We start from the raw sequence: 24,168 nt of genomic DNA, 5'->3' as shown, positions 1-24,168 counted from the left end.
AGGTACAGTCGAACTGTGTGACGCAGGCAAGCATGGAGGAAAAAATAAAACCTCTCTCTTAAACAATCCGCCTGGTCACAGGCATGTGACCAGGACGTGGTTTACTGTACATAGACAACACAAACCACATTCCATGAAGAGAGGCTGATACTCCATGAACCCAATCAACCGTCCATCCAACGGAAGCAACTTCCCGACCCTTGTGACTCCAGCGGAAAAGCTGCACGAAGCACTGAAGCGAAGAGGCTTCCTCACCCGAGTAGATGGCGATACCGTAGTCTTGTCGGCGGGCAACGGGGAGCGGGACGCTCGTGATGTGCGAAGCTTCCTGGAAGCGAGCGGCGTTCCGATATGCTACACCGAACAGGGTTGCAGGCTTCAGGTACTGTGCCCTGGTATAACGGGCAAGATCTGCGCGGAACTAAACCGGCTTCAGGTACGATACGGCCGCAGTCATATCCCGCACGGCTTTTATTCTTGGCGCGCGTTCACCAAGCGCAATCACGGGCTTCGCTGGAATACGCTATCGCTCGACAGAGGGATCGCTTACCTCGTCAAGGCACTCAGTGAGGCGGGCTTCCTCATGACGGGCGGCTGCGACGGCCACGGGCGCCACGAGCCGCAGGTATATTTCGCCAGCAGCTATGCCGCTGCTTGGTTCAAGATCGCCGTGCAGGATCGGCTGGCCAGCCTGCCCCTGCACTATAAGTGGGAGGTCGTTGAACCGGGTGACTCCCAGGGAAGTGCAAAACTGCGGGCATCCCTTTCCGCAGCGGCGGACCGCTGGAGCCTGAAGCTCATCCAGCAGGACGTCCTCGCCATCGGCGACGAGCTGCGCCGTCAGGCGGAGAGCCTTCGCGCCGAACGCCGCAACCGGTTCAAGCACCGCAGCATGCTGGCCGGGGCAGAACGGCTCCAGCACGATTTTGCCGCGCTCTGCGAGTGGATGGGAGGTTTGCTCTAATGAGACATGCCTTCGAGAAGGAATTCTTGCAACTGCTTGCTATCACAGCACCCAGCGGATATGAGAAGCCGGTTGCCGAATATCTTATCAACCGCCTTACGACCTCAGGCTTGAAAGCAACTACGGATACCTATTTCAACGTGCTCGGCGAAGCGGTCTATGGTTCCGGGGAAGGACCGGTCGTACTGCTCTCTGCCCATATGGATACGGTACCGGTTCATCCCGGCCGCAGCGTTATAAGAAACGGCAGCGTGTGGAGCAGCAGCAGCGGTCCGCTCGGAGCGGATGACAGGGCAGGAATTGCGATCATTTTGTCCGTGCTGGACCAACTGCAACATACCGGCTTCGATGGCACGATTCGGCTCGCTTTTACCCGGGAGGAGGAGGTCGGCTGCGTGGGCTCGTGTGAGATCGATCCGGCTTGGCTGAGGAAAGCTGAGCTCGCCATCGTAGTCGACCGCCGCGGGTCGAGGGATATTGTCGTCCGCAACGGCTATATTGACTTCTGCGACGACCTAACCGCAGCTCGCTTCGAGCGGGCAGCGGTCCTGTGCGGGATGCCGGACTGGCGTGCGGTCACCGGCGGCACGAGCGATGCCGTTACCTATGCCTCACTGGGCATCCCGAGTGTGAATTTGTCCACGGGGTACCAGTTGGAGCATACGGCAAGAGAAACGGTAAATATTGATGATTGTTTGGATACGATCCGTTTGATCGTCGGGACGCTGGTTTCGATGAGCACAGAAAAACAGCGGAACATACATTCGCTGACAACTCATTGACACAGGCGATAGTCATAATATAGTTGTGTACCAAAATACCCCAGACAACAACGATTGCAGGAATATTGTGGTCTTTTGTCGAAATAACCCATATACATAATGATTTGCCTATAGGTGAGAGACATGAAGCAGCAGATTATTCTACAAGAGCAGCAGGAAGTAAACCAAACGATTCAATCCATCGAACAGATCGTGACCTATTTGGAGGAAAATAATCGTTACTCCGCAACCGTCGACGGTCAGTACCGGGCGGCCCGGGATAAGAAAAGACGGGAATCTTATCGAAAAGCGATGGAAGTGCCGTACATCGGCAAGCTTGAGGTGGTGGAGGACGGGGTAAGAGTTACATATCGAATCGGCAAGGTGCCCGTGACGACGATCGATGGGCTGGACAGCCTGATCATTGATTGGCAGTCGCCGATCGGGGATGTGTTTTATTCCTTCCAGGGCGGCAACGGATGTATAACCTATCAGACACCTGCCGGAGAGCAGGAGATTACGATTACCCGTAAACGGAATGTTGTCATTCGTCAACGCAAGGTAGAGGACCTAAAGGACATCCTGAGCGATCAGGCAGAGCCGGACGAATTGACCGCGCCATCCCTGAACGACGACCGCCTCATGCAGCTTTGGTTCGAGAGCCGGGAAGACCATAAGATGCGCGATATCGTCGCCTCGATCCAGCGCGAGCAGAACGAAATGATTCGTCTCGGCATCTCCTCTCCGATCTTGATCCAAGGCGTAGCTGGAAGCGGCAAAACGAGTATCGCTCTGCACCGGATCTCGTATCTGCTATACCAATATCCGAAGCAGCTCAGCCCGGAGAAGATCCTTATTCTCGCGCCGAACGGCATGTTTATTCAATATATACAGCAGGTCATTCAGGACCTGGATATCGAGAGCATCGCACAAGATACCGTCTCCGGTCTGTGCATTCAGCTTCTCCCTCAGGTAAAAAGCGTCAGCCATCCGCAAGAGGATCTGGCGCTGTGGCTCCAAGCTGCGTCCGACCCGCAAATGGATGCGGTGTATGGTCCGCAGCTGCGCTACAAGACGTCGCTCGAGTACCAAGCCTACGTCGAGGAGCGGCTTCGAGAGCTGGAGGAAGCGTATCTTCCAACGAACTTTCCGCAGCTAAACAGCGCCACCCCGATCGAGAGGCCAATCGGGGATATTTTCCGCGAGATTTACAACGGCTACAAGCATTTGCCGCTCAACCAGCGCCGTATCGAAACGACCAAGTCGATTCGTTCCTGGCTCGAGACAGAGCTGAACCGGCAGCAAGACTATTTGAAAAGCCGATATTTAGCATTCCGGTCGGAATGGATCGGTGCCCTGGAGGACGAGGAGGCCCAGCAAGCGGAAAAGGCGGTGCAGCGGCTTCTTAACCGCAAACAGCAGGCGTTAACTGAGGCGTTGACAAAGCCGGTGGATGCGTATTTATCGGCGTGGAAGCCGATCGTCCCCTACGAGTGGTATAGGAGCCTCTGTGAAAGGGCAGGCCTAGCCGTGCCTCCGGAGGACGGCAAACGTGTCGGCTATGAGGACCTCGGCGCGCTCCTTCACGTCGAATCTCGCCTCGGTGGGTTGGATAAGCGTCTCGACTATCTCGTCATCGACGAGGTACAGGACACGTACCCGTACCTGATCGCCTCGCTGAAGCCGCTTGCCAAGTCGATGACGCTGCTCGGCGACATCTCGCAGAACATTCATCCATGGATCGGAATGCAGGACTGGTCTGGGCTGAACGAGGTGCTCGGTCCCGAATTAACCTACGTTGAGACGGCTATCAGCTATCGTTCGACCCGCCGGATTATGGAGCTGGCGAATCATGTGCTTAGCTGCTTGTCCGAGACGCTGCCGCAGATTCAGGCGGTGCGGCATGCAGGCGATCTGCCTGCGATGACCCGCGTCGACTCCCCTGAGGAGCTGGTATTGCAGCTTCGCAGCTCCATTGAGCGAATGAAGGCTGCAGGCCATCGCCGCATCGCCATCATTCCGAAGGAGCCGGAGCTGGCAGAGGCTTTATTTTTACACCTGAATGAGGAAGGGCTTGAGGGGTTGCAGCATGTATCTGCTTTGGACCAGGAGCTGACAGAGCAGATTGTTTTTATCCCGTCCACGCTTGTGAAGGGTCTGGAATTCGAAGCCGTCATTATCCCGAACGCCAGCGAGCTGTCCTACGATACAGAACTGGATGCGAGACTGCTCTTCATTAGCATTACGCGGGCGCAGGAGGCGCTGGAACTTATTTATTACGACCAGCCAAGTCGCTGGCTCGCTTCCCATACGAATATGCCATAGGAGGACGTTCATACATGGAATTTCAATTAGCCGCTGTACATAAGGAAATTTCGAAGGTGCTGAAGGACCGCTTCAAGGCGGAGCTTGCTTTTATCCAGTTGAAGCCGGGCAATCCGGGGGCGCTCACCGAGGCGCATAAGCTTTTGTCCAAATTTCAGGATAAGGAGCTGAAGGCAGCGTTTCTGCCTCTGATAGAGGAGGAGCTTGACAAGCGCAACAGTCAATGTAAAAAGACGCTGTCGGTGTTCCTCCAGGCCGCCAAGGATGCGGGCTTCGGCCTCCGCGAGATGGCAGGCGGCTGGCGGGTCGGTCCGCTATACCTAGAACTGGATACGACGGATGCTAAGGTGCGATTCAGCTATAACCGGACACCGATCGGCGGTGTGGTACAGGCGGATAGCGAAGCGGTTGTGATGGACGGCTTTCAGGCGGCGTTGACGCAGCTGCAGCAGGAGGCGCTTCCAGAAGAGCAGCTCGGGGAGCTGTTCACGAAGGCGTACCAGATGGCGCTCGCTTATACGGGCAAGGCACCGGGCGAGCGGGTGTACGTCCGGACGGTAGCGAAGCTGTTTGGCTTCCTCGCCGCCGATCTCACCCACAATGGAGCAAAGGGTAAAGGCTCTGCAGAGTATCCGTTGTGGGCGTTCCAATACAATTTGGACACGTACCGCAAAATCGCCTCCAGCCTCCCGAACCACCAGCGGCTCGGACTGCTGACAGGCAGCCAAACGGAGACGTCCAAGGAAGGCTTGACGATCAACGGACTCGACCCGAACGTCGACTATAACATGATCTGCCACGTAGCTGCGGCATTGGCTGCGAATTAGGACGGGACCAAGCTATGAGCGCTATTATGATACAGACATCAGAGGATCGGGAAAAGCTTTTGGATACTCTTGAGCAAGTCGCGCAATCCGGCATCGTTTCTCCAGATTCGGCCCACCTCATTGACGTCGGGAACGGCCCATATTTGAATTACGCGGAACGGGAGCTGTTTCGCGGTTTGGCGATGCAGGGCGGCGCTACGGTCAAATTGTTCGAGGGCACCTATGGAGCGGGGAAATCGCATCTGCTTCAGCTGCTTAGGCACCGGGCACTCTCCTGCGGCATGGCCGTCGCTTACTTTGACCTGTCGCAGGATATGCGGCTAGAGGACTGGAAGCAGATTACGCAGTTTTTCCTGGAGCAGCTGGAGTGGAGGAACGGGGGCCGAACGGTTCGTTCTTTGCCACACATCCTTGAGGCTCTGGAGGCAGACCAGTCGGAGCGAGCGTTGAGCCTGCGTAAAGCGAAGCTCCCTCACCCCGGGATGCAGCATGCCATGTGGTGGGGTGTTCACCGCGGTCAGCATGGAGACAACTCCCGTAGGCTTCTCCATGAGTATTTGAACGGCGGACGTGTAGCCGCTGCCGACTTCAAGCGATATGGCTTGACCGGGATTAAGGGCTACCTTTCTCAGCGCAATGCCGAGCAATACATGAAAACCGTTCTTGCAGGGCTCCGTCTGTTGGGTGTGCCCGGTGTGCTGCTCTTGTTCGACGAGAACGAGCGGACGCTTCAGCCGAAGGGCAAAATGCCTACGCGTAAACTCAACATTGCAGCGAATCTGATGCGCCGGTTCATCGATGGATGCACAACTGGCGCGCTGCCGGGAACAGTTGCCGTGTTCGCGGTGCTGCCTGGCTTTATCTCCATGTGTACGGAGGAGTATCCGGCCTTGGGGCAGCGCCTGATTCCGCCTCATCTCGATCTCGGGAAGGCCTGGCGTCTCACCGCCTCGAGCGTAGAAAAAGTGAATGCGAATGCGACGCCGGAAGCGTTCCTCGAGGAGGCGGCGGATCATTTTACCGAGCTGGTACGTATTCTTGGCGGCCGTTCGGAGGGTCTTGCCGCGGAGCTGCGGGCTAAGGGCATGGAGGTGCTTCAGAAGCAAGCGGACGAAGGGCATAAACGTATGCTAATGAAAACGCTGGCGTATAACAGCTTATTACGACTGGAGCAGGAGGAATATCGATGACTCAAGAACGCGCCAACCATGTACTCTCGATGATTGAAACGATGGCCCAGAACGGCACGGCCCCGGAGGAGGGCTGCAGTCTGTTTGGCGTCGGCTTTGATGCGGCTTTTGAGAAGCTGAGAAATAAATACATCCGCGACCAGTTTAAACGGGGACGTTCTTCGGAGAAATTCATCGTCGGTCCCTTTGGCTCGGGCAAGTCGCATTTTCTGCATCAGTTGATTGAGGTGGCCCGATCGGAGAGTTGCGTTACAGCTAAGGTCACGTTGAATAAAAATGTGGATTTTACCCGTTACATGCTCGTGTTCCGGGAAATTGCCCATGAGCTGCGCACTCCGCGCTCCCAGCGGCATGGTATCCGCGCCCTTATTCAGGAGGCGGTTGCGTACAAACGAAATCAGGTGCCGGATAACCCGGCTGCTGCCGAGATGCTGCTGAACGGGTGGATCTCCGCTCTGTCGGATGTGGATTACAAGTGGCCCTTCTATGGGCAGCTGCTTCGGCAGGCATGTGCGGCTTGCGCGGAGAACCAGGAGGAACGGCTGGAATCGCTGTGCCGCTGGCTGGGAGGAGAGATGGACAACGCCGAGCACGTCAAGCTGCTTAAGGCGCCGAAGATCACCAGCGCGGAAAGCAACCTGTACGCGATCCGTGCGCTGCACACGCTGGCCCAGTTCGTCCGTCAGGTGGGCTGGAGCGGAACAGTCGTCGGTTTCGACGAGGCCGAGCAGGGCTTCCAGGTGGACACACGCAAGAAGCAGCGCATCCTCTCCATGCTGATGGCGGACATTAACGGGCTTAACGCTTTGCAAAACGGCTCGCTGCTCATGGCTTATGCGCTTACACCGGATATCGTTGCCGATTTCGATACGTTCCCTGCCCTGCAGCACGCGTGCTGCATCCCGGGGCCGATTTCTTTGAGGGCAACGTGCTCGCGCCTCTGATCGATCTGCAGCGGAGGCAAAACCGTGACCAGGAGCTGGTCGAGATTGCGGGCCGGCTGGTGAGTCTTATGTACAGCCATTGGGCGGATAGCATGGCGGTTCCGGAAGCAGAGGCGCTTGGGCGGGCTCAGGCTGCCGCATCACGTCTGGCGGCAGAGGACCTCAGTTCGAGCGTACGCCGGACGCTGGTGAAGGAAGTGTGTACCATGTTGATGAACATCTACGACGACGGCTGGGCCTTCGTTGCGACAGGCCAGGAAACGGAGGTATAGGCTATGTGGACACCTGCGCACGGAGAACGGGTCGCCGTTACCGGTCTCGGCTTAGGCACCGTTGTCAAGGCTACGCCACGAGGAGCCATCGTCGAGCTGGATGCGCCATATTCGACAAGAGCAGAATTTAATACGGCGAATATTTCATTGGTTGAAGGAGCTGCAGGTTCATCTGGGATGCAGGCCGCCAGGACTGGGGCTGCTGCGAGCCACAGTTCACCGCAGGGGAACGGGCCTGCTGTAGCAGCCGGTTCTGCTGGTGCTGGAGCAGCACAGTCACACTCCCCGCCGCTCAGCAAGGCTGCTCCAGCGGCGTCCGGGCATTTGGCACGCATCGGCCAGCTGATCGGTGCGAGGCCGAAGCCGCCCGGTTCAGGAGGGGTGCAAGTACCTTCGCTAGAGCCTGGGCCAGGTGCATCTGCGACTTCTGGGGGGACTCCACCTGCGGCGGCCCCATCGCCTATGCCAGCACCGCCTTTGTCCGACCCGGGCTTCGAGGCTCGCTGCTCGCTGGAGGCGCTGCGGTTCGGACTCGTGCCGCATCGTCACATCGAGCAGTTTACCCTGGGTTATGAGCAGCTAAGCAAGTGGATTAACTCATCCTTCCCTGTTTTGGAGCCACGCGTGCACAAGGTCATTGGTGCATATGGCACAGGCAAAAGCCATACGATGTCCGCCATCCGGACCCTTGCGAAGCGGGAAGGCTACATGGTTGCTCACGTCGAGGTAAACGGCGAAGGTATGACCTTGTCCGACCCGGCTAAGCTAATCCATGCGATCTACAGCACGCTTCACAGCCAGGAGGAGGAGACAGAGTATCCACTGGTAGGCTTGTTGGAGAAGGTGATCCAAAATAGCACATCCTCGTATTTGCCTTTATCCGGGCTGCGGGCGGTTGATGCTCATTTGGGCGTCGTCTCGATGCTGCAGCATGCCGGTACGCTGGATATTTGGACCGAGCAGCTGGAGGCCGTCTTCAGCGGGAGCGACGAAGTATCGGCGACCGATCTGGACCGGGCGTTGCGTAAGCAAACACGAGCGAGTGTGCAGGTTTTCCCTGCGGTCCCGCGCTCTCTTCTCGACCGCCCGAACGGCTTAGTCGAATCGCTGCTAGGAACGGCTTGGCTAGCTAAGGCTGCAGGGTATAAGGGGCTTATCATTACGATCGACGAATTCGAGACGGAGAACAAGCATCTGACCAAGGCACAGAAGCAGAAGCTGATGCTGACCTTGAGGGCGATAGAATGTTATGTCAGTGGACAACGCAATTTGCCAAAGGTGCCGCTAGCACTCTATTTTGGTACCGTGGGAGACTCGATGGACGAGGGAGACGTCTACCTGAACGATCTGGTCGAAGCAAGTGGAGGCTCCGCATTGGAACTGCGTTTTTTCCAAAAGGAGGAGCGGCTCGAACTCGCCAATCGAATTTACCGCTTTTATCAAGAGGCGTATCAGCTTCAGCGCCCTTACGATCCGAATGTAGCCGACCGCGTGCATACGCTGCTGGACGGACGCGGGTATGTAGAGAGCGAGCTGCTGAGGCAGTTTATCAAATGGTATATGGCGTTCCTGGACGTACTGTACGGACCGCCGAAGGAGATGGCTTAGTTTGACAACATCACAGGAGCTCGAGAAGGACCGTCAACTGAGCAGGCGTCTTCCTGCGGTATGGCCGGTGTTCTTCCAGCGCTTCGGACGGCTGACTCCGGTCCAGCGGGAAGCGATCGGGCCGATTCTGGACGGTCGGAACATTCTCATCTGTGCAGCAACCGCCAGCGGCAAGACCGAGGCAGCTTATGCTCCGCTAGTAGAGCGGCTGAAGGGGATGTCCGGTCCGTGGACGATCTTGTATCTGTCACCTACCCGGGCGCTCGTCAACGACATCCATGCAAGGCTCGGTCCGGCCGCAGAGCGGCTCGGGCTTCGTCTCGTGCGCCGTACGGGGGAATACAAATGGGAGTCGGAGGCGGTTCCGCATATTCTTGTTACGACGCCAGAGTCACTTGACAGTATGCTGTGCCGTGGTTTGGCCGAGGATGGAAGCGCTCACGTTCTGGCTCACGTCCGCGCCGTCGTACTCGACGAAATTCATCTGCTGCACGGATCTCCGCGCGGCGAGCAGACAAGATGGCTAATCGAGCGGCTGAAACGGCTGGTGGCTCATGCTTATGATTCAGGCTGGACTCGGAGCAAACAATTGCAGATCGTCGGCCTCAGCGCAACGGTCGCCGAGCCTCAGGCCGTCATTGACACCTTTCTTCCCGGCGGCGGACTCGTGTTCGTACCCGGAAAGCGGGAGATTATTGAAGTGGTGCCGCCTGGCATGCGGTTTGCTCCTGTGGAGCGAGCCCTCCCGGCGTATCTCGGTGCAAAGGGACGAAGCTCTGAGAAATGGGTCGTCTTCTGCAATAACCGCAAGCGCGTGGACGAGCTCACCGAGCTGCTGCGCGAGGAACTGCGGTTTTTTGGGTATTCCGTTGGTGCACACCACGGCAGTTTGGGGAAGACGTTGCGCGAGGCTGCTGAGCGGGATGTGCGCCGACTCGACCGCTACGTTCTGGTCGCCACTTCGACCATCGAGATAGGGGTCGATATCGGCGACGTCGACGGCGTCGCCCTGGACGCCCCGCCGCCGGATATGGCCGCCTTCCTGCAGCGCATCGGCCGCGGCAACCGCCGCTCGCAGCATACGCAGGTCATGCTGTGCGCCCGCTCTGAACTGGATGCGGTGTTGCAGGAGGCGATGCTCGAAGCGGCCCGCGTAGGTTGGTTTGCTAATCAACCAGTGGGCCCGATCAGCTCCGTGCTGCGGCAGCAGGTGCTGTCTTACATATTACAGGGTAAGGGTGGAGTACGCAGTCGGGAGTTTATTTGCCGTCTGTTCGAGAAGGAAGTGGATGGCGCCATTATGCAGGAACTGCTAACGATGATGGCTAACGACGGTGATATTCAGGATACGCCGAGGGGCGTTCGCTTAACGACCGAGGCAAGAGATCGGGCCTTACGGGGTGAGCTTCACTCTGTCATCGAAACGCTGCCAGGTCAAACCGCCGTGGACTCGGTCACAGGGCAGCGGCTGGCTAACCAAGTGAAGCACGTGAAGGGCAAAGGACTTAGCATCGGTGGTAACCACTTTCAAGTGGTCGAACGCTCTGCTTACTCTCTCAAGGTCAAGTCCTCGGCCCGACTGCCCGATGGCGAGAGTCACTGGTCATACGTGAGCGGTCCGGCAAACCGGAGGACCGAGCATCCGATGGTGCTGCGCCACAAGCTGCAGCTGGCGGAGGGGGAGTGGCCAGTCATGCAGGATAAGGACGGGCATTACTGCGCCTTCCACCTCGGCGGCGTCCGTATGAGCCTTGCCCTGCGGCTGCTATCCGTCTATGTCGCCCCCGAGGAACTCCCTTCGAAAATCACGCCGTACTTCATTAGCTTCCGCGAGGAGCCGAAGCCCCGCTGGCTGGTTCATCCTGCAGCAGACCTCTTACACGTCGCTGTGAGCAGCCGGTTGGACACTGCTGAGAGCCAGCTGGGACTGCCGCTGGCAAGCCGGATGCTACCGGACAAGCTCCGCCTACGGGACGTGCTCGGCTGGCTGCGGCCGGAGGGGCTTGTGCAAGAGTTGCGGGAGTCGGTTTGGACGCGGGCGGAGGAGGAAACGATAGAGGTGTTGGGGTTGTTTATTGGAAATTAGGGCTAGTCAAAAATTAACAGCTGCTGTTAGGCCTATAGTAGTAATTGTCGACATTAAAGGACCAAAATAGAAATCAGTGCTTGATGGAAAGTGTATCATCATTTCTATCGCTGTTTGAAGAAGAGACTTATCTAATTTTGCGAAGTCTATAAGAATATTGAAATAAATCATTTCTAGGTTTATAATGTAATCGTTCCTTTTATCGCTTCTGTTCCCAACGGAAGCCTAATGAGTGGCCATCCTCAGGCTCAAATCATGTCCCCAAGGGGCAGTTGATCGGTACCAATCCACTAGCTAAGAGCTAAACGGTATCCAATTCCCTTTATGGTGATTAATTTCAACACGGGAGTAGTCTGTCCTTGTGTACAATAATTGTTCATAATGAACCCGAATGAAGCATGTTTCTTTGCTTTCTTCGGGTTCGTTTTTGTCTTTATTGAAGAAGATCGGAACACGCGTCATTCAGCAGCTTGGCAGCGTCAACTGGAGGAACATATCGCAAAGTTGTCGACAGCTGCTTATGGCGTAGTTGTCGTTTAATGGCGATAATGTCAATCCCGCTGGTCTGCATCAAGTATGCCGTTGTATGCCGGAAATTATGGGCTGTGACTTTCTTTTGTATTCCGGATTCCCGACAAAATGACTTGATGATTCGGTTTAATGCTTCCTTGGTTAATGGACGATTATTCTCGAAGAAAACCTCCGAATGCCCGGATTTCAGCCATTCTTCTACAACCGGATGATGTATATAACGTTCCAGTTCATCAACGAGGGAATCGGGCATGTAAACGACTTCGGATGTGGTTTTCTGTCCTTTATTGACCATAATAACCCTGCGGTCAAAATCAATTTGGTCGAAAGTTAGCTGTACGATCTCCCTGTTTCGAAGAGCGGTCGTGGCCATTAATAAAAATAGGGTGAAATACTTCCGGACAAATGGATCGGCTTTAAGAGCCACTTGAAATAGTCTCTGACATTCTTCAAGCGACAGGGAACGATCAATAATTCTTCTTTCATAGTACGGATTTGGGTAATTTTTCATGGGGTTATGTTTAATCATCCCAAGACCGTGAAGTAACGTGAAAAAATGTTTTAGATAAACAATGTTGTTGTAGAGTGTATTCTTGCTCGCCTGAAACTTCTGCTTGAGAAACTGGATATAACCGTCAATGCACACAATATCGATCGAGCGATAAGTTTCGGATTCAGTATCATAATAAAATTTATCAAAATCGAGCTCACCCTCAAAATCTAAACTTAAATATTGCTCAAATTTCATGAACTGGCGACTATAAGTGTAAATTGCCGATTCTTTAAGATGGGTATGTTTCTTCCAGTTGGCATAGTATGGGGAGTCCATTAATAAATGGTTCATTTTTTCTCCAGCCTTTCTCTAATTTGCTGAATAATCTCTCGAGCAAATGGGTGCTTGTTAATCGCTTCCCGAAGTTGGTCATCAAAAAAACGCAAATAATTCATCGTAGTATCGATCGACTCGTGACCGAGAAGCTTAGCAAGCGTGTAGATATCGATTCCCGCCTCAAGGCCTTGTATGGCAAAAGAATGCCGAAAAGAGTGGGGACCTAAACGATCTTTATCTTCATCTTTTATTGACCGAGATTCGTGAATAATACTTTTCATAAATTGCTGAATGGCGCGCGAAGTGATAGGTTTACCCCCCGCTCTGCTAGAGAAAATGTAGAGTTCCTCATATTTAGATTCCGAAAGAATCTCACGAGCTTGACTGTACTTCTTATCAATATAGTCAGTGAGCATCATAAGGGCGAGTTGATTAATCTTCCGAGATTTCTTCGTATTTTCGGCACCTTTGGGGACTACTTTAATCGTTTGAGTCTCCGGTTCTATGTCCCCTATTCTTAGGTTACAAAGCTCATTAATACGAATGCCACTACCAAGGAAAGTCCAGATAATGGCGGTGTAAAGGCTGTCATGGTTACGAGATTGTGCGATTCGAAGAATCTCTGCGATCTGCACTTTTGTAAAGGCTTTAGGAGCTTCGTCGTTTGACCACCGAACTCGTAGAATGGTCTTCAGGTCCCCGAGATCTTGATGGCCATAGTATTTTTTGTAAGAAGTCTTGATGAAGGTCCGAAGAAAGGAAGACTTCTTGGCTTTTGTATTAAGATCCTCGTTAATTTTAATATAATTGGACAAGAATTCGCCGTTTGTTACCTTTTCAAACGGAGGATCGTCACCAAGGTGTTCCTTCACATGTTTCTGAACAAGCTTCATCTCTGAACGATACGTTGTTTGAGTAGTCCGGCTTAGTCCAGAAAATTTGGCGCTTTCAAAGAAACTATCAATGGCTTCAAGAAATGAAACGTCCCGCACTGCCTGGGTGATATTTAGTGGCGGCTGTGTGTGGGCAGGCATTGTTCCCATGACTTGCCGCATTTTCTCCGGTCCATAAAGACTTAACAACTGGTTCAGTTGTTCTTTAAGTTCTGAGTACGTTGTGTCGCTGATTACTTTAGGCATGGATGAACCTCCTCAGAAATTGATTTTGTTTACGGCAATTTGTAATTGGTTGGGGTTTCGGTGGACGTATCGGGCAGTATTTTCCGGCCGGTCATGTCTTGCTAGATACATCAGTAACTGTGGCGGGCAATCCGAACGTTCCGACAACCTGCTAATGAATGTATGCCGAAGTAAATGGGGACCTCCCGGGTAGTTCCAACCAGCAACAAAGGAATAGAGCTTGTAGTGGGCTCGTAATTCGCGAATAATTGCTTGGATATTATCTCCGAACACATATCCATTGCGAGAACGGTTTGCCATCAGAGATTGAAAATACTTTAGTAATGGTGCAGGTAATGGGAGCAAGGCCGATTTCCCGTTTTTACCGAAGACAGAGATGGTTTTATTCTCAATATTGATGTCCTCATAACGAATGCTTGCCACCTCAAATATCCGTAACCCAAGTAAGAGCATCAACCCAAATGCTGCGAGCTCAAGTATTGGTTGGTCGGAATATCGTAGGATCGTTTGAAAAAAGGTTTGAAGCTCAGCATCGTTCGGTAGATCGCGATAAAGGTACTTGTCAAACGGGATTCCAGAGACATCCAACGTGATGTCTTTAGGGAGCCAGCCTAACTTGTAAAGGTTAGAAAATAAGTATCGGATATCGTAGAAACGGTCACTAACCGTGTGTTTGCTATAGACACCTTTCGATGCCAAGCGTAATAAGTTCTGCTTGAATTCGATGAGTAGCTCCTCCGTACCATCGATAAAGGAATGTCATCGGTCGAACTGTCCTGAAATTGGACATAATTGGTAAGAAGCCAATGGACAAACATGGAGTGACTGGCTTTGTATTTGTCGACGGACTTTTCCTTTACCCCTGATCGGATTAAATCGATGATGTGCGCGTTTATCGCAGGGTGATGGATAACTTGAATAGCTTCTTCAGGAGACTGACTCTTAGTACGTTTCTTTAGATTGAATTCATTCGAGAGTAATTTTCTAGATATGTGAAGTATCATATCCCGCTGAATAAAGTTCGGGTAAGACTGCTTTGTGAAAAGGATTAGTACCTCTTTTTTTGCCATTTCTTCATTTTTAACGGAGCGAGCATCGAGCCCGAAACGGGTTTTAAAAAAATCAATGAGCTCTTGTGCGTATTCCATTAGAGAGAAATAACTGGTTGATTTAATGGACTTCTTACTTTCCAGATAATTGAGTAGTACGGGAGTAAAGATTTTGCCTTGAATCTGGTTTGAAAAGATCCATTTATTTAATGCAAGAGAACCACCTGCTGGTGAAAATATCTCGACATCATGTTCAGGCCATCTGAATGCATACATGGAATTCAAGAATAACAGCACCTTCCCCCAACTTAGACTTTTAATATCATGATTGCCAGTTGGGGAGGTTTGTAAACATTCTCGCGAAGTAGAATTCTCATAAGAAGCAATCCACGACATAGTTTTCGCTTCGTGCTTCCAATGATCTGATCGGAATAAATCCATATCTCTAATATCCTGATCGCTATCCATCTACATCTCTCCCTCAGATTCTGATTCTTCGACCGTTCAGACCGCAGTTTTTGCTTAGAAAGGAGGTGGGGTCCGGTGACCCTCATCATTGATGTAAAGGTATCATTTGCTTTGCACTTCTGTCCCGGTTGCTCCACATTTGGAGCAAAAACAGATTGGATTTTCAGGTTGTGCGAGGATTTTGGTCGAAAGAAACAAGAATCTGCTCCATTTGTGGAGAGATGATGATGGATGTCTTGATACGGGATTAAGATGATGGAGGGTAAAGCTTAGGTTGAAGGTAGATCTTCTTCAACTGGCTTTCAAATTCATCCAAGATGAAATAGATGAAATCACTTATATCAGCAGGCATGATCGAGACTGGTATGAGGTTAAGGAACTGGCAGCTACTGACCCTCTTACTTTCGGAATTCTACTACGGAAACTATCATTGCCTTATCGTAGAAAAGCATTAAGACAGGCTTTTGATTGGAAAGATGCGGAGCTAAGGAGATTTTTGATTGGTGAATTCTCTAAGTCGGCTTCAACGATTTCTGATCTATTTAATATAGAAAAAATTGCAAAAAACTCTGGTGAAAAACTCTACGGACGTTTCAGCATTGTACATCGGGTCCCGTATATGTGGGTGAGTCTCAATGGGGATCTCTTGGATCGTTGGGATTCGATTGCTTTTCGCTTTAGTGCAACGGTAATTAGCAAAATGAAAGATGTTGCCCCGTTACTGGAACTGTCCAAAAAACAGAAAGTTGACGTGGAAGGATTCTTAATCCGGTCAAATCTGCAAGAAGACCTTTGTTTACGTTTGGAAACTCGAGCAGATGCGATTGTTGTTGACTTCTATCATAGTGACACGGTTGGTCTGGATCAGCTGATGAACGTTCTAAAATCAACGTCCTTTACATGGTCTGGATTCATTACCCAATCCGTTATACCTGGGTACCGGTACTGGACATTCATAGGTGCTGAAGATGATTTAGCTATTGCTCGGATCATGGAAACAGAGTTCAAGTATATCCAAAACACCATGCGCCTGTGCTAGGACAAACCGCAGATGGAATAAGGTGTATTGAGGTGAAAAGTATGGAGCGAATGCCGACAATCAAAATCGTATATGTGCCTCATACTTTGTGTAGCGAACCAGCACAAATCTCAAACACCTTATCCGCTGCTGAAGCCAAAAATGCCGTCATCGATTACATCCTAAAGCGTCTGATCTTGAAACCGACTGAATAAGCCGGTTTTTTTGTTTCTTGCTTTGTCCATACTGGGAAGTAATCGTTTAAGAAAGGAGAAGAGCGGACTCTCATGTATACTGCCATCTATCCACGGGTTTCGACTGGTATGCAAGCCTCGGAGGGAACAAGCCTTGACGCCCAGATTGAAATTTGTTTGCGGAAAGCGAAGGACTTGGGAATTCCCGAATCCATGATCAAGGTGTATCGTGAGGAAGGATTTACGGGAGAAGATATTGATCGGCCTGCGATGAATGAATTCAGGCAGGATGTGACGCAAGGTCTGGTCCGTCGCTTGATTGTTACCCATCCCGACCGGTTGACCAGGGACTTGACGGATAAATTAATCCTTTGCCGAGAGCTGGAGCGGAGCAATATCGAGCTGGTGTTCGTAGACACGGAATACCGGAATACGCCGGAGGGCCAGCTTTTTTTCAACCTGATGAGTTCCATAGCGCAGTACGAGTTGTCTTTAATCAAGAAGCGGACGGTACGCGGAAGGCTTAAAGCGGTGGAGAAGGATAAGAAGATCATGCCCATGCGTGTGGCCCCCTACGGATATGACCTTCAAGAACATACCTTGATCATCAATGAGCAGGAAGCCGAATTTGTCCGTAAAATGTACCAATGGTATGTGCATGACAATTATACGCTTCGTGAAATTGGGGATCGCCTCTATTCCCTAGGGGCGGTGCCCAAACGAGGAGAAAGCCGGAACTGGAGCGCCAGTTCTATTCGAAGGGTCCTTACTTCAGAGGTATACATTGGAAAGTTCTATTACAACCGTAGAGAAACCCGGAAGATTCGCGGCGAGAAAACCAAGAACGGTACACCGAAAAAAACATATGCGTTTCGTGATGAGAAGGACTGGATCGAGGTTAACGTGCCAAGTATCATCGACCAGCATCTGTTCGAATTAGCCCAGGTGCAGAAAGAGAAGAACATGAAACGATCAGGAAATGTAAAGTATGAGTATCTGTTAAAATCGATGATTCGCTGCGGCCATTGTGGAAGAATGTGGCAAGCCACAACTTATACAGGGCGGGTAAATAAGGCAACGGGAGAAAAGATCCGTTACACCTGTTACAGGTGTCCGAATCTGTTTCCCAAGAAGTATGGCGAAGGGGTTGAGAAGTGCCCCACTCAAACGTTACGAGCCGATATGCTGGACCATTACGTCTGGAAGCTGATCCTGGAGACACTGTCTAATCCAGATGATTATATGAAGCGGCTGCAAAGCAAAGCCAATGAAATCAATCTGGAGCTTCAATCCGCCGCGGACCATATCAAACGTCAACTGGAGCAGAAGGAAAAGGAGAAGGAAAAAATCAAAATCATGTTCAAGCGCGAGGTCATTGATGAGCAGGAGATGCTTTCCGAAATGCAAAAGATCAATGCCGGTCTGAAGTCACTGGAGCAGGAGCTTGCCGGGTACGAAAGGCAGCTGTCTGAACAAGCAGAGAAGGAAATATCGGCCAACCGGATTGCAGAAATATCTCAAGCTGTCCGAAGCTTTATTGAGAGCGCCGGCGACGAGCTTACCCTTGAAGAGAAGCGGCACATCGTGGAGACCTTGGTGGATGAAGTGATTATTCGCTACGACGGAAACGAAGTACAGATTACAGCAGTCGGGGCACTTGACGAGTTGAAACGCCAACCGTTTATTCAGCATGAAGGTTACGTCGTTTCGTGTTCACAACCTCAAAAAATTCGATAATACGGGGGAAGATTTGGAGGATTTGATCTCGATCGGTACGATCGGGCTGATCAAGGCGATCGAGTCGTTCTCACCGAACAAAGGAACGAAGTTGGCTACATTCGCAGCTCGTTGTATCGAAAACGAGATCCTGATGCATTTACGATCCCTGAAGAAAACAAAGAAGGATGTATCCCTTCATGACCCCATAGGAACGGACAAGGAGGGAAATGAGATTACGCTGATCGACATTCTCGGCTCGGAGGCCGACGATGTTGCGGATAAGGTCGAGCTGAAGATTGAGAAGAGCAAAATATACCGCAACCTCGATATCCTGGATGAGCGGGAGCGGGAGGTTGTCGTCGGCCGGTTCGGGCTGGAGCATGGCGGCGAGGAGCGGACGCAGCGGGAGATTGCGAAGGAGCTGGGGATCAGCCGTTCGTACGTTTCGCGAATCGAGAAGAGGGCGCTGATGAAGCTGTATCATGAGTTTTATAAGTCGAAGCGGTAGTTGAATAAGCATATTAAATTTGGTCTGCCTACTAGGCAGGCCTTTCGATTTATTGGGTGGCGTTGAAGCAGCAGAAAAACAAAAATTTTTCCTGAAATAGGGTGCATTTTATAAAATGTATTGAAATACAAATTAATCCAAGTATAATACTTGGTATAAGCGGATTGTTTAGAAGATGATTCGCCGTCTACCGGGCAACTGGAGACCAACATTTCTGCGGGACAATTCCCGCGGCGATGCTGCGTCTCTTTTTTATTTCAATGATATGGGGGATAGGCTTATGAGAATCGGAAGTAAATTGGCGCAAATTAGGAAGCAACGAGGTTACACGGATGAAGAGGTGGCTAAATCGTTATCGCCGAACATTGTCAAATACAGGTGCCTGGAGGAGGATATTACCGAATTTACGATCGACGTTCTGCTCAAACTCGCCGATGTGTTCGGAGTTTCCGTTGACGAGCTGCTGAGCCGTAATAGCTCAAGCGGGAACGATCTGAAAGCGATTTTGCTGAAAAAGCCGACCTTCGATGGTGCTGTTCTTTCGTCTCAGGATATTCAAATGATTCAAGATTTTATAACCAGACTGGCTGACCAATCGAAAAAGCTGCAGCATCTGATCGAATTGATCGGCGACGATACAGATTTTTTGCAGAAGCTGCAGGATTTGAAAATCATAAACGGAAAACTGGATAATAAACAACTGTTGCAAACGATAGAAAAAGCTTTGGCATAACGGGTCATAACGGGCGGCTTAGTCCAGACGAGCCGTCCGTTCATTATTAGGGGCATACGGTTGTTCAAATGTTCATTTTTTTTGAATAAAATCTTCACTTATTTCAATTTCACGAATAAGGAACGCCGGCCGACGGAGGGCTTTTAATTCGGTCAAACGTAAATTTAACAGCTTCGGCATCAAACGGGGTGCCGTCATGAAACTTCACATCATCCCGATGCTTGAATGTGTAAGTCTTCTTATCTTCCGTTACCTCCCATGATGTAGCTAGCCAAGGCTTAAAGGTATGATCCGGTAATTCCACGACCAGGCTGTCGAAAGCAAATTATAGCTTTCTTGGCGATGACGGCGCTTGCTGTCTTCGTTCTAGCAGCTTGCGGTGTAAAGACGGACGCTCCTGTTAATGGCACGGCTAGCGGTCAAGCGGAGAATGCCAAACCGGAAGAAAAGAAAATAGACCTCTCGCAGGTTACGCTGGTCTTGGGAGATCAAGACGGAGAGTACCGTGCGAGAGTGGAAGCGGCCAAGGTATTGGAAGGCACGCCGTACAAAATCAAGTGGGCGAATTTTCAAGGGGCCGCCCCTTTATTTGAAGCGGTAAGATCAGGTGAAGTGGATACGGCTCCTGCTGGGGATACGCCTGTTCTGTCAGCTGCCGGATCCGACGTTCCGATTAAGATCGTGGCGACGACGACGAGCCCTAGCAAGAGCATTACGATTCTTGTTCCTAAAGACTCCCCGATTAAATCGATTGCAGAGCTTAAAGGGAAAACCGTAGTCGTCTCTTCCGCAAAGGGCAGCGTTGCCCAATATTTGCTCATCGGCGCTCTGAAGGAAGCGGGGCTTACTGTCGATGACGTAAAAATTAGTTTTGTGTTACCAACGGATGCGTTAGCCGCTTTTACCTCCGGAAAGATCGAGGTATGGGCGACCTTCGATCCCTACAATGCCATCGCCAAGGGCAAGGGGCACGTGTACTTAGGGATGGCACGGATATCAATACGGGCATCGGATTCTTAACCGCATCCGACAAAGCGCTTGCGGATCCGGGCAAAAGGGCCGCGATTCAAGACGTTCTACAACGATTCGCCAAAGCCTGGGATTGGAGCAATCAGAACCAGGACGCGTATGCCAAGGTATATCAGGATCAAACCCGGCTAGGAGAACATACAGCCAAGGCCGTTGTCGGACGAGGGGAGCAAAGCTTGCGTCAGGTGAGCGACGACGATATCAAGAAGGTCCAGCAGGTCAGCGACATATTCTCCGAGCTGCAGGTACTTCCCTCCAAGGTTGATGTAGGCAAATTCGTGGATAAAACGCTGGCTGTGACGCGGGAATGTAGAGCAGGCGCCGGCACCCTGAAAATTATATTGAAATAATTGTATGGGTGAGCTAATATAAAGGTGGAAAAAGGTTTAACCAACCATTTGAGCGTCGAGGAGGGAAAACAAAGCTATAAAAAAATCATGCATGAAGATCAGGCATAATCTACATAATCCTAAGGGAGCTGAAATCATTGACTGCATCTGTTCGTTGGGGAATCTTGAGTACGGCACAAATCGCTCAAGATGAACTGCTGCCTGCTTTTATGGATGCTTCGAATGCAGAAGTCGTTGCCATCGCCAGTTCCAATACTAAAGTGAAAGACATTGCTTTGAAGTTCGGCATTCCTAAGGTCTATGAAACCTATGAGGACTTATTGAGAGACCCGGAAGTCGATGCGGTTTACATTCCGCTGCCGAACGCGCTTCATTCGCAATGGGTAAAGAGAGCTGCGGAAAACGGGAAGCATGTACTTTGCGAGAAGCCAGCGGCTTTAACCGCGAGTGAAGCTGAAGAAATGATAGAAGTTTGCAAAAAGAGCGATGTTCTTTTTATGGAAGCCTTTATGTATCAATTTCATCCGCAGCATCAAAGAGTACGGGAGATTATTGCTTCCGGCGAAATCGGCGAGCCGAAAATTATGAGGGTAAGTCTTTCGTTTTATCTCGATGACCGGGCTGGAAATATTCGCGTAAATCCGGCAATGGGTGGCGGCAGTATGTATGATTTGGGCGGATACTGCGTGCATTCCATCAGAAATGCCCTGGGCGCTGAACCTGTTCGAATTTTTGCTTCGGGACGGAAGGATTCCGGGGGCCGAGTGGATATGTCCGTCATCGGGATTATGGAGCTCGATAATGGAATGACCGCCTTATTCGATGTCTCGATGGATCGTACGCGGGAAGATCATTATGAAATCGTTGGAACGAAAGGCAGCGTTAAAGCGACAAGGGCCTTTGTTCCGCAAATGGTGAATGGCGAAGCCCTCATCGTGACCCAAACAAAGGATGGAATTTTCCGGGAAGAAAAGTTGATCGGACATCAGTATGTGCTTCAAGTCGAACACTTCTCTCAATGTGTGCTGGAAGGGCGAACGCCCACCTATACGCCGGAAAATACGATTCAAAACATGAAAGTGATGGAAGCGTGTCTTGAATCCATGAATAGAGAAACGTTCTTGCTCATATAAATCATCATTGTAATCGCATTCCTTCATGCTTTATCATGAACGATGGTTAAACGTTTATCCATAAACCAGGAATATAACTAGTGGAAATGAGTGAGAATGGGAATGATGAAACAGGTGCGATTTGCCGTATTGGGACTGGGGCGTTTAGGCTACATTCACGCAAAAAAGCTTGCATTAAACAATGATGTTCAGTTGGCACATGTGGTCGATGCGCTCGAAGGCAGAGCCGAACAAGTCGCCGGCGAACTGCATGTAGCCAAATGGTCGGCAGATCCGTCCGAGGTTTTTAATGATCCGAGCATAGATGCTGTTATTATTGCTACTCCTACAGGGACCCATGCCGAAATGATCAAGAGCGCCGCAAAAAGCGGAAAACATATTTTTGTCGAAAAACCTGTAACCCGAACTTTGGAAGAGGCCGATGAAGTGATTAGTATCGTACAAGAGCATCGGGTGCATTGTATGGTTGGTTTTATGAGAAGATTTGACCCGGCCTTTGTCGATGCGAAAAAAAGAATACAATCAGGAGAAATAGGCAAGCCGCTTTTATTTAAAGGAATTACAAGGGATAACCCTATCGGAAAATATCCCATTTCCCCGCCAGTTGAGTTCATAAAGCATAGCGGCGGCATTTTTGTGGATTTGGCTATTCACGATTACGATATGGCAAGGTTTCTTATGGGTTCCGAAGTAACATCGGTCTCTGCAAGAGGCGGCATTTACCTGCATCCATTTATTGAAGAATACCAAGATGCGGATCAGGCGAATACCTATCTACAATTTGCTTCCGGCGCTGCGGGTGATATTGAATCCAGCCGGAATTCTCCATATGGTTTTGATTTGCGCTGCGAAATTATCGGGACGGAAGGCGCGATTCAGATCGGTGCCTTTAGAAACCATGATCTAACCCTATTAACTTCAAAAGGGAATCAGGACATGATACCCATATTCCCTGATCGGTTGTTGGATTTCTATTCGCTCGAGATGGCGCATTTTATTGCGTGTATAAAGAACAACGAGCGGCCTTCCTGTACGGAGATAGACGGTAAAGCGGCCTTAGAAATTGCCATTGCCGCTACGGAGTCCTATCGAACAGGCAGAGAAGTCAAGTTGAACCGTTAAGCGGCGGCAACATGAATTCCTTATGAATGTGTTTTCGTGCGATAATGTGGGAATTGGCGGCAACTTTTATTTTTTTGTATAATATCGGCAAGGCCACATTTCGGGCATAGCATCGCCAGATCAATTCGGGTTTAGGAAGGAGGGAATATGTGATGAAACCAACCATTGTGGATATTGCCAGGGAAGCCGGCGTTTCGATTGCTACCGTATCCAAAGCGATTCATAATACCGGGCGGATGAGCGAAGAAACCCGAAAAAAAATTTTAACCATCATGCAGGATATGAATTATCGACCAAACATGATGGCATCGGCACTAAAAGGAAAGTCGACTTACACGGTTGGTCTTTTGATCCCCGATCTTTCTAACCCATTCTCAAGTGAAATTGCCCGCAGTGTGGAAGACCGCGGCAAAGAACTTGGATATAGCGTGGTTATGTGCAATACCGATTATGATCCGGAAAAGGAAGCTTGGTACATTTCCGTATTGAACCAGAAGCGGGTAGATGGCATTATTTCTGCATCCGGCTTCCAAAACGAAGACATGCTAAGAGATTTAGTTGAACAACATATTCCTATCGCGCTTATTACCAGAGACAGCAAGACAATTGCTGTAGATACGGTTACGGTTGACGATTTTATGGGCGGTTATCAAGCGACCTCCTATTTAATCGGTTTAGGACATAGAAGAATAGGCACGATCGTATTGGATTTAGACAATGGACGCGAGCGGTTACGAGGATATAAGCATGCATTAGAGGAAGCAGGACTGCCGTGTGATGAAAAACTCATTCTGAGCGGCTTTACAAAAGAAGACGGAAAGGAAGCGGCAGCTAAACTGATGGAATACTCCGAACCGCCGACGGCCATCGTAGCCGGCAACGATTTACTGGCGATTGGAGTCATGCTTAGCGCCAAAGAACGGGGTATCATCATTCCTGATCAGTTATCGGTCATAGGTTACGATAACACGATTTTAGCTGAAATTACGACTCCGTCATTAACAACGATGAACCAGCCTGTCGGTGAAATGGGCCGACAAGTGATGGATTTATTGTATCAGGAAATTACTGGGAAAAAGAAGATTAAAAAACGAATTGTTATGGCTCCGGAATTGGTCATTCGGGAATCGGTGAAACCGCCATTAAGTTAGCAATGCCAAGAAGCTATCAGGACGGAAGCGATGCTCCAGCCTGATAGCGAGTGTAGGCTGTGAACGCGATGCTCGTGGTTAAACGTTTATCCGTCCACACTAAAATGAAATCGCTTTCGAATATGACGGGATGATAAGCAGACAATTTCACGAAAGCGCTGTTATTTTGATGCTTTGCAGCGAAAATATCGGTTGACTAAAATGAATTGAGGAGGGTT

22 protein-coding genes and 1 pseudogene are annotated in these 24,168 nt (G+C 50.6%); 18 read left to right on the top strand and 5 right to left on the bottom strand.

Translation table 11 applies throughout. The features are described 5' to 3' along the window. Window positions 1-154: 154 nt before the first annotated feature. The 9 genes from FKP33_RS08545 (at window position 155) to FKP33_RS08505 (ending at window position 10,977) form a co-directional block, all read left to right on the top strand. Window positions 155-964, top strand: coding sequence for a hypothetical protein (locus tag FKP33_RS08545; protein WP_141334518.1), 810 nt, complete (start codon window positions 155-157; stop codon window positions 962-964). Then, complete coding sequence (locus FKP33_RS08540) at window positions 964-1,746, top strand: M20/M25/M40 family metallo-hydrolase (RefSeq protein ID WP_141334516.1); 783 nt, start codon at window positions 964-966, stop codon at window positions 1,744-1,746. The genes FKP33_RS08545 and FKP33_RS08540 overlap by 1 nt, the downstream gene beginning before the upstream one ends. Window positions 1,747-1,869: 123 nt before the next feature. Further along, on the top strand, window positions 1,870-4,050 hold the full coding sequence (locus FKP33_RS08535; RefSeq protein WP_141334515.1) for a HelD family protein: 2,181 nt from the start codon (window positions 1,870-1,872) through the stop codon (window positions 4,048-4,050). A 14-nt stretch (window positions 4,051-4,064) separates the two neighbouring features. Continuing rightward, window positions 4,065-4,877 carry a hypothetical protein gene (locus FKP33_RS08530; RefSeq protein WP_141334514.1) on the top strand — a complete coding sequence of 271 codons (813 nt, stop codon included), beginning with the start codon at window positions 4,065-4,067 and terminating at the stop codon, window positions 4,875-4,877. A gap of 26 nt (window positions 4,878-4,903) precedes the next feature. Beyond that, window positions 4,904-6,067, top strand: coding sequence for a BREX system ATP-binding domain-containing protein (locus FKP33_RS08525; protein WP_181410088.1), 1,164 nt, complete (start codon window positions 4,904-4,906; stop codon window positions 6,065-6,067). Then, window positions 6,064-7,011: a BREX system ATP-binding domain-containing protein gene (locus FKP33_RS08520; protein ID WP_141334512.1), complete on the top strand. Its 948-nt coding sequence runs from the start codon at window positions 6,064-6,066 to the stop codon at window positions 7,009-7,011. Before FKP33_RS08525 ends, FKP33_RS08520 begins: the two co-directional genes overlap by 4 nt. A 68-nt stretch (window positions 7,012-7,079) precedes the next feature. Further along, window positions 7,080-7,283 carry a hypothetical protein gene (locus tag FKP33_RS08515; protein ID WP_141334511.1) on the top strand — a complete coding sequence of 68 codons (204 nt, stop codon included), beginning with the start codon at window positions 7,080-7,082 and terminating at the stop codon, window positions 7,281-7,283. 3 nt (window positions 7,284-7,286) lie between these two features. Further along, window positions 7,287-8,891 carry a BREX system ATP-binding domain-containing protein gene (locus FKP33_RS08510; protein WP_141334510.1) on the top strand — a complete coding sequence of 535 codons (1,605 nt, stop codon included), beginning with the start codon at window positions 7,287-7,289 and terminating at the stop codon, window positions 8,889-8,891. A 1-nt stretch (window position 8,892) separates the two neighbouring features. Next, window positions 8,893-10,977 carry a DEAD/DEAH box helicase gene (locus FKP33_RS08505; RefSeq protein WP_141334509.1) on the top strand — a complete coding sequence of 695 codons (2,085 nt, stop codon included), beginning with the start codon at window positions 8,893-8,895 and terminating at the stop codon, window positions 10,975-10,977. A gap of 433 nt (window positions 10,978-11,410) precedes the next feature. On the opposite strand, the gene FKP33_RS08500 is transcribed toward FKP33_RS08505, so the two are convergent. From FKP33_RS08500 to FKP33_RS27060, 4 genes are read right to left on the bottom strand one after another with little or no spacing between them, the layout of a single operon-like run. Then, entirely contained in the window at window positions 11,411-12,352 is a 942-nt protein-coding gene (locus FKP33_RS08500; protein ID WP_141334508.1) for a tyrosine-type recombinase/integrase, read from the bottom strand. Next, window positions 12,349-13,476 carry a tyrosine-type recombinase/integrase gene (locus tag FKP33_RS08495; RefSeq protein WP_141334507.1) on the bottom strand — a complete coding sequence of 376 codons (1,128 nt, stop codon included), beginning with the start codon at window positions 13,474-13,476 and terminating at the stop codon, window positions 12,349-12,351. The genes FKP33_RS08500 and FKP33_RS08495 overlap by 4 nt, the downstream gene beginning before the upstream one ends. A 12-nt stretch (window positions 13,477-13,488) precedes the next feature. Then, window positions 13,489-14,064, bottom strand: a complete 576-nt coding sequence (locus FKP33_RS08490) for a tyrosine-type recombinase/integrase (protein ID WP_181410086.1) — start codon at window positions 14,062-14,064, stop codon at window positions 13,489-13,491. Between the two features lie 23 nt (window positions 14,065-14,087). After that, window positions 14,088-14,993, bottom strand: a complete 906-nt coding sequence (locus tag FKP33_RS27060) for a hypothetical protein (RefSeq protein WP_181410085.1) — start codon at window positions 14,991-14,993, stop codon at window positions 14,088-14,090. 274 nt (window positions 14,994-15,267) lie between these two features. Here FKP33_RS27060 and FKP33_RS08485 point away from each other — a divergent pair, with 274 nt between their 5' ends. The 4 genes from FKP33_RS08485 to FKP33_RS08470 all read left to right on the top strand — a co-directional run bounded on the left by FKP33_RS08485 (window position 15,268) and on the right by FKP33_RS08470 (window position 19,165). Continuing rightward, a complete protein-coding gene (locus tag FKP33_RS08485; protein WP_141334505.1) occupies window positions 15,268-16,032 on the top strand; it encodes a hypothetical protein in 765 nt (254 codons plus the stop codon). A 266-nt stretch (window positions 16,033-16,298) separates the two neighbouring features. Then, window positions 16,299-17,942, top strand: a complete 1,644-nt coding sequence (locus FKP33_RS08480; protein ID WP_141334504.1) for a recombinase family protein — start codon at window positions 16,299-16,301, stop codon at window positions 17,940-17,942. Beyond that, window positions 17,896-18,432 carry an RNA polymerase sporulation sigma factor SigK gene (gene sigK, locus FKP33_RS08475; RefSeq protein WP_141334503.1) on the top strand — a complete coding sequence of 179 codons (537 nt, stop codon included), beginning with the start codon at window positions 17,896-17,898 and terminating at the stop codon, window positions 18,430-18,432. Before FKP33_RS08480 ends, sigK begins: the two co-directional genes overlap by 47 nt. A 280-nt stretch (window positions 18,433-18,712) precedes the next feature. Further along, a complete protein-coding gene (locus FKP33_RS08470) occupies window positions 18,713-19,165 on the top strand; it encodes a helix-turn-helix domain-containing protein (RefSeq protein ID WP_181410084.1) in 453 nt (150 codons plus the stop codon). 136 nt (window positions 19,166-19,301) lie between these two features. Here the strand turns inward: FKP33_RS08470 and FKP33_RS27965 are convergent. After that, window positions 19,302-19,484: pseudogene (locus tag FKP33_RS27965) on the bottom strand (ABC transporter substrate-binding protein); the annotation flags it as partial. Window positions 19,485-19,507: 23 nt separating this feature from the next. On the opposite strand from FKP33_RS27965, the gene FKP33_RS27440 reads away from it, so the two are divergent. The 5 genes from FKP33_RS27440 to FKP33_RS08445 all read left to right on the top strand — a co-directional run bounded on the left by FKP33_RS27440 (window position 19,508) and on the right by FKP33_RS08445 (window position 23,950). Beyond that, entirely contained in the window at window positions 19,508-20,185 is a 678-nt protein-coding gene (locus FKP33_RS27440; protein WP_258313414.1) for an ABC transporter substrate-binding protein, read from the top strand. Next, a complete protein-coding gene (locus tag FKP33_RS27435; protein WP_219996643.1) occupies window positions 20,089-20,544 on the top strand; it encodes a type 2 periplasmic-binding domain-containing protein in 456 nt (151 codons plus the stop codon). Before FKP33_RS27440 ends, FKP33_RS27435 begins: the two co-directional genes overlap by 97 nt. 137 nt (window positions 20,545-20,681) lie before the next feature. After that, complete coding sequence (locus FKP33_RS08455; RefSeq protein WP_141334500.1) at window positions 20,682-21,677, top strand: Gfo/Idh/MocA family protein; 996 nt, start codon at window positions 20,682-20,684, stop codon at window positions 21,675-21,677. A 102-nt stretch (window positions 21,678-21,779) separates the two neighbouring features. Continuing rightward, the gene (locus tag FKP33_RS08450; RefSeq protein WP_141334499.1) at window positions 21,780-22,799 is read left to right on the top strand and encodes a Gfo/Idh/MocA family oxidoreductase; all 1,020 of its coding nucleotides are present in this window, start codon (window positions 21,780-21,782) and stop codon (window positions 22,797-22,799) included. A 152-nt stretch (window positions 22,800-22,951) separates the two neighbouring features. Further along, window positions 22,952-23,950 (top strand): LacI family DNA-binding transcriptional regulator, encoded by a 999-nt coding sequence (locus FKP33_RS08445; RefSeq protein ID WP_141334498.1) that lies wholly within the window; start codon window positions 22,952-22,954, stop codon window positions 23,948-23,950. The last annotated feature ends 218 nt before the right edge of the window (window positions 23,951-24,168 follow it).

Origin of the sequence: Paenibacillus sp. tmac-D7 (genome assembly GCF_006519665.1) — a bacterium.
In the GTDB taxonomy this organism is placed as follows: Bacteria; Bacillota; Bacilli; order Paenibacillales; family NBRC-103111; genus Paenibacillus_G; species Paenibacillus_G validus.
Note: the sequence above shows the minus strand (reverse complement) of the source record. Positions and strands in the feature narration are given on the sequence as shown.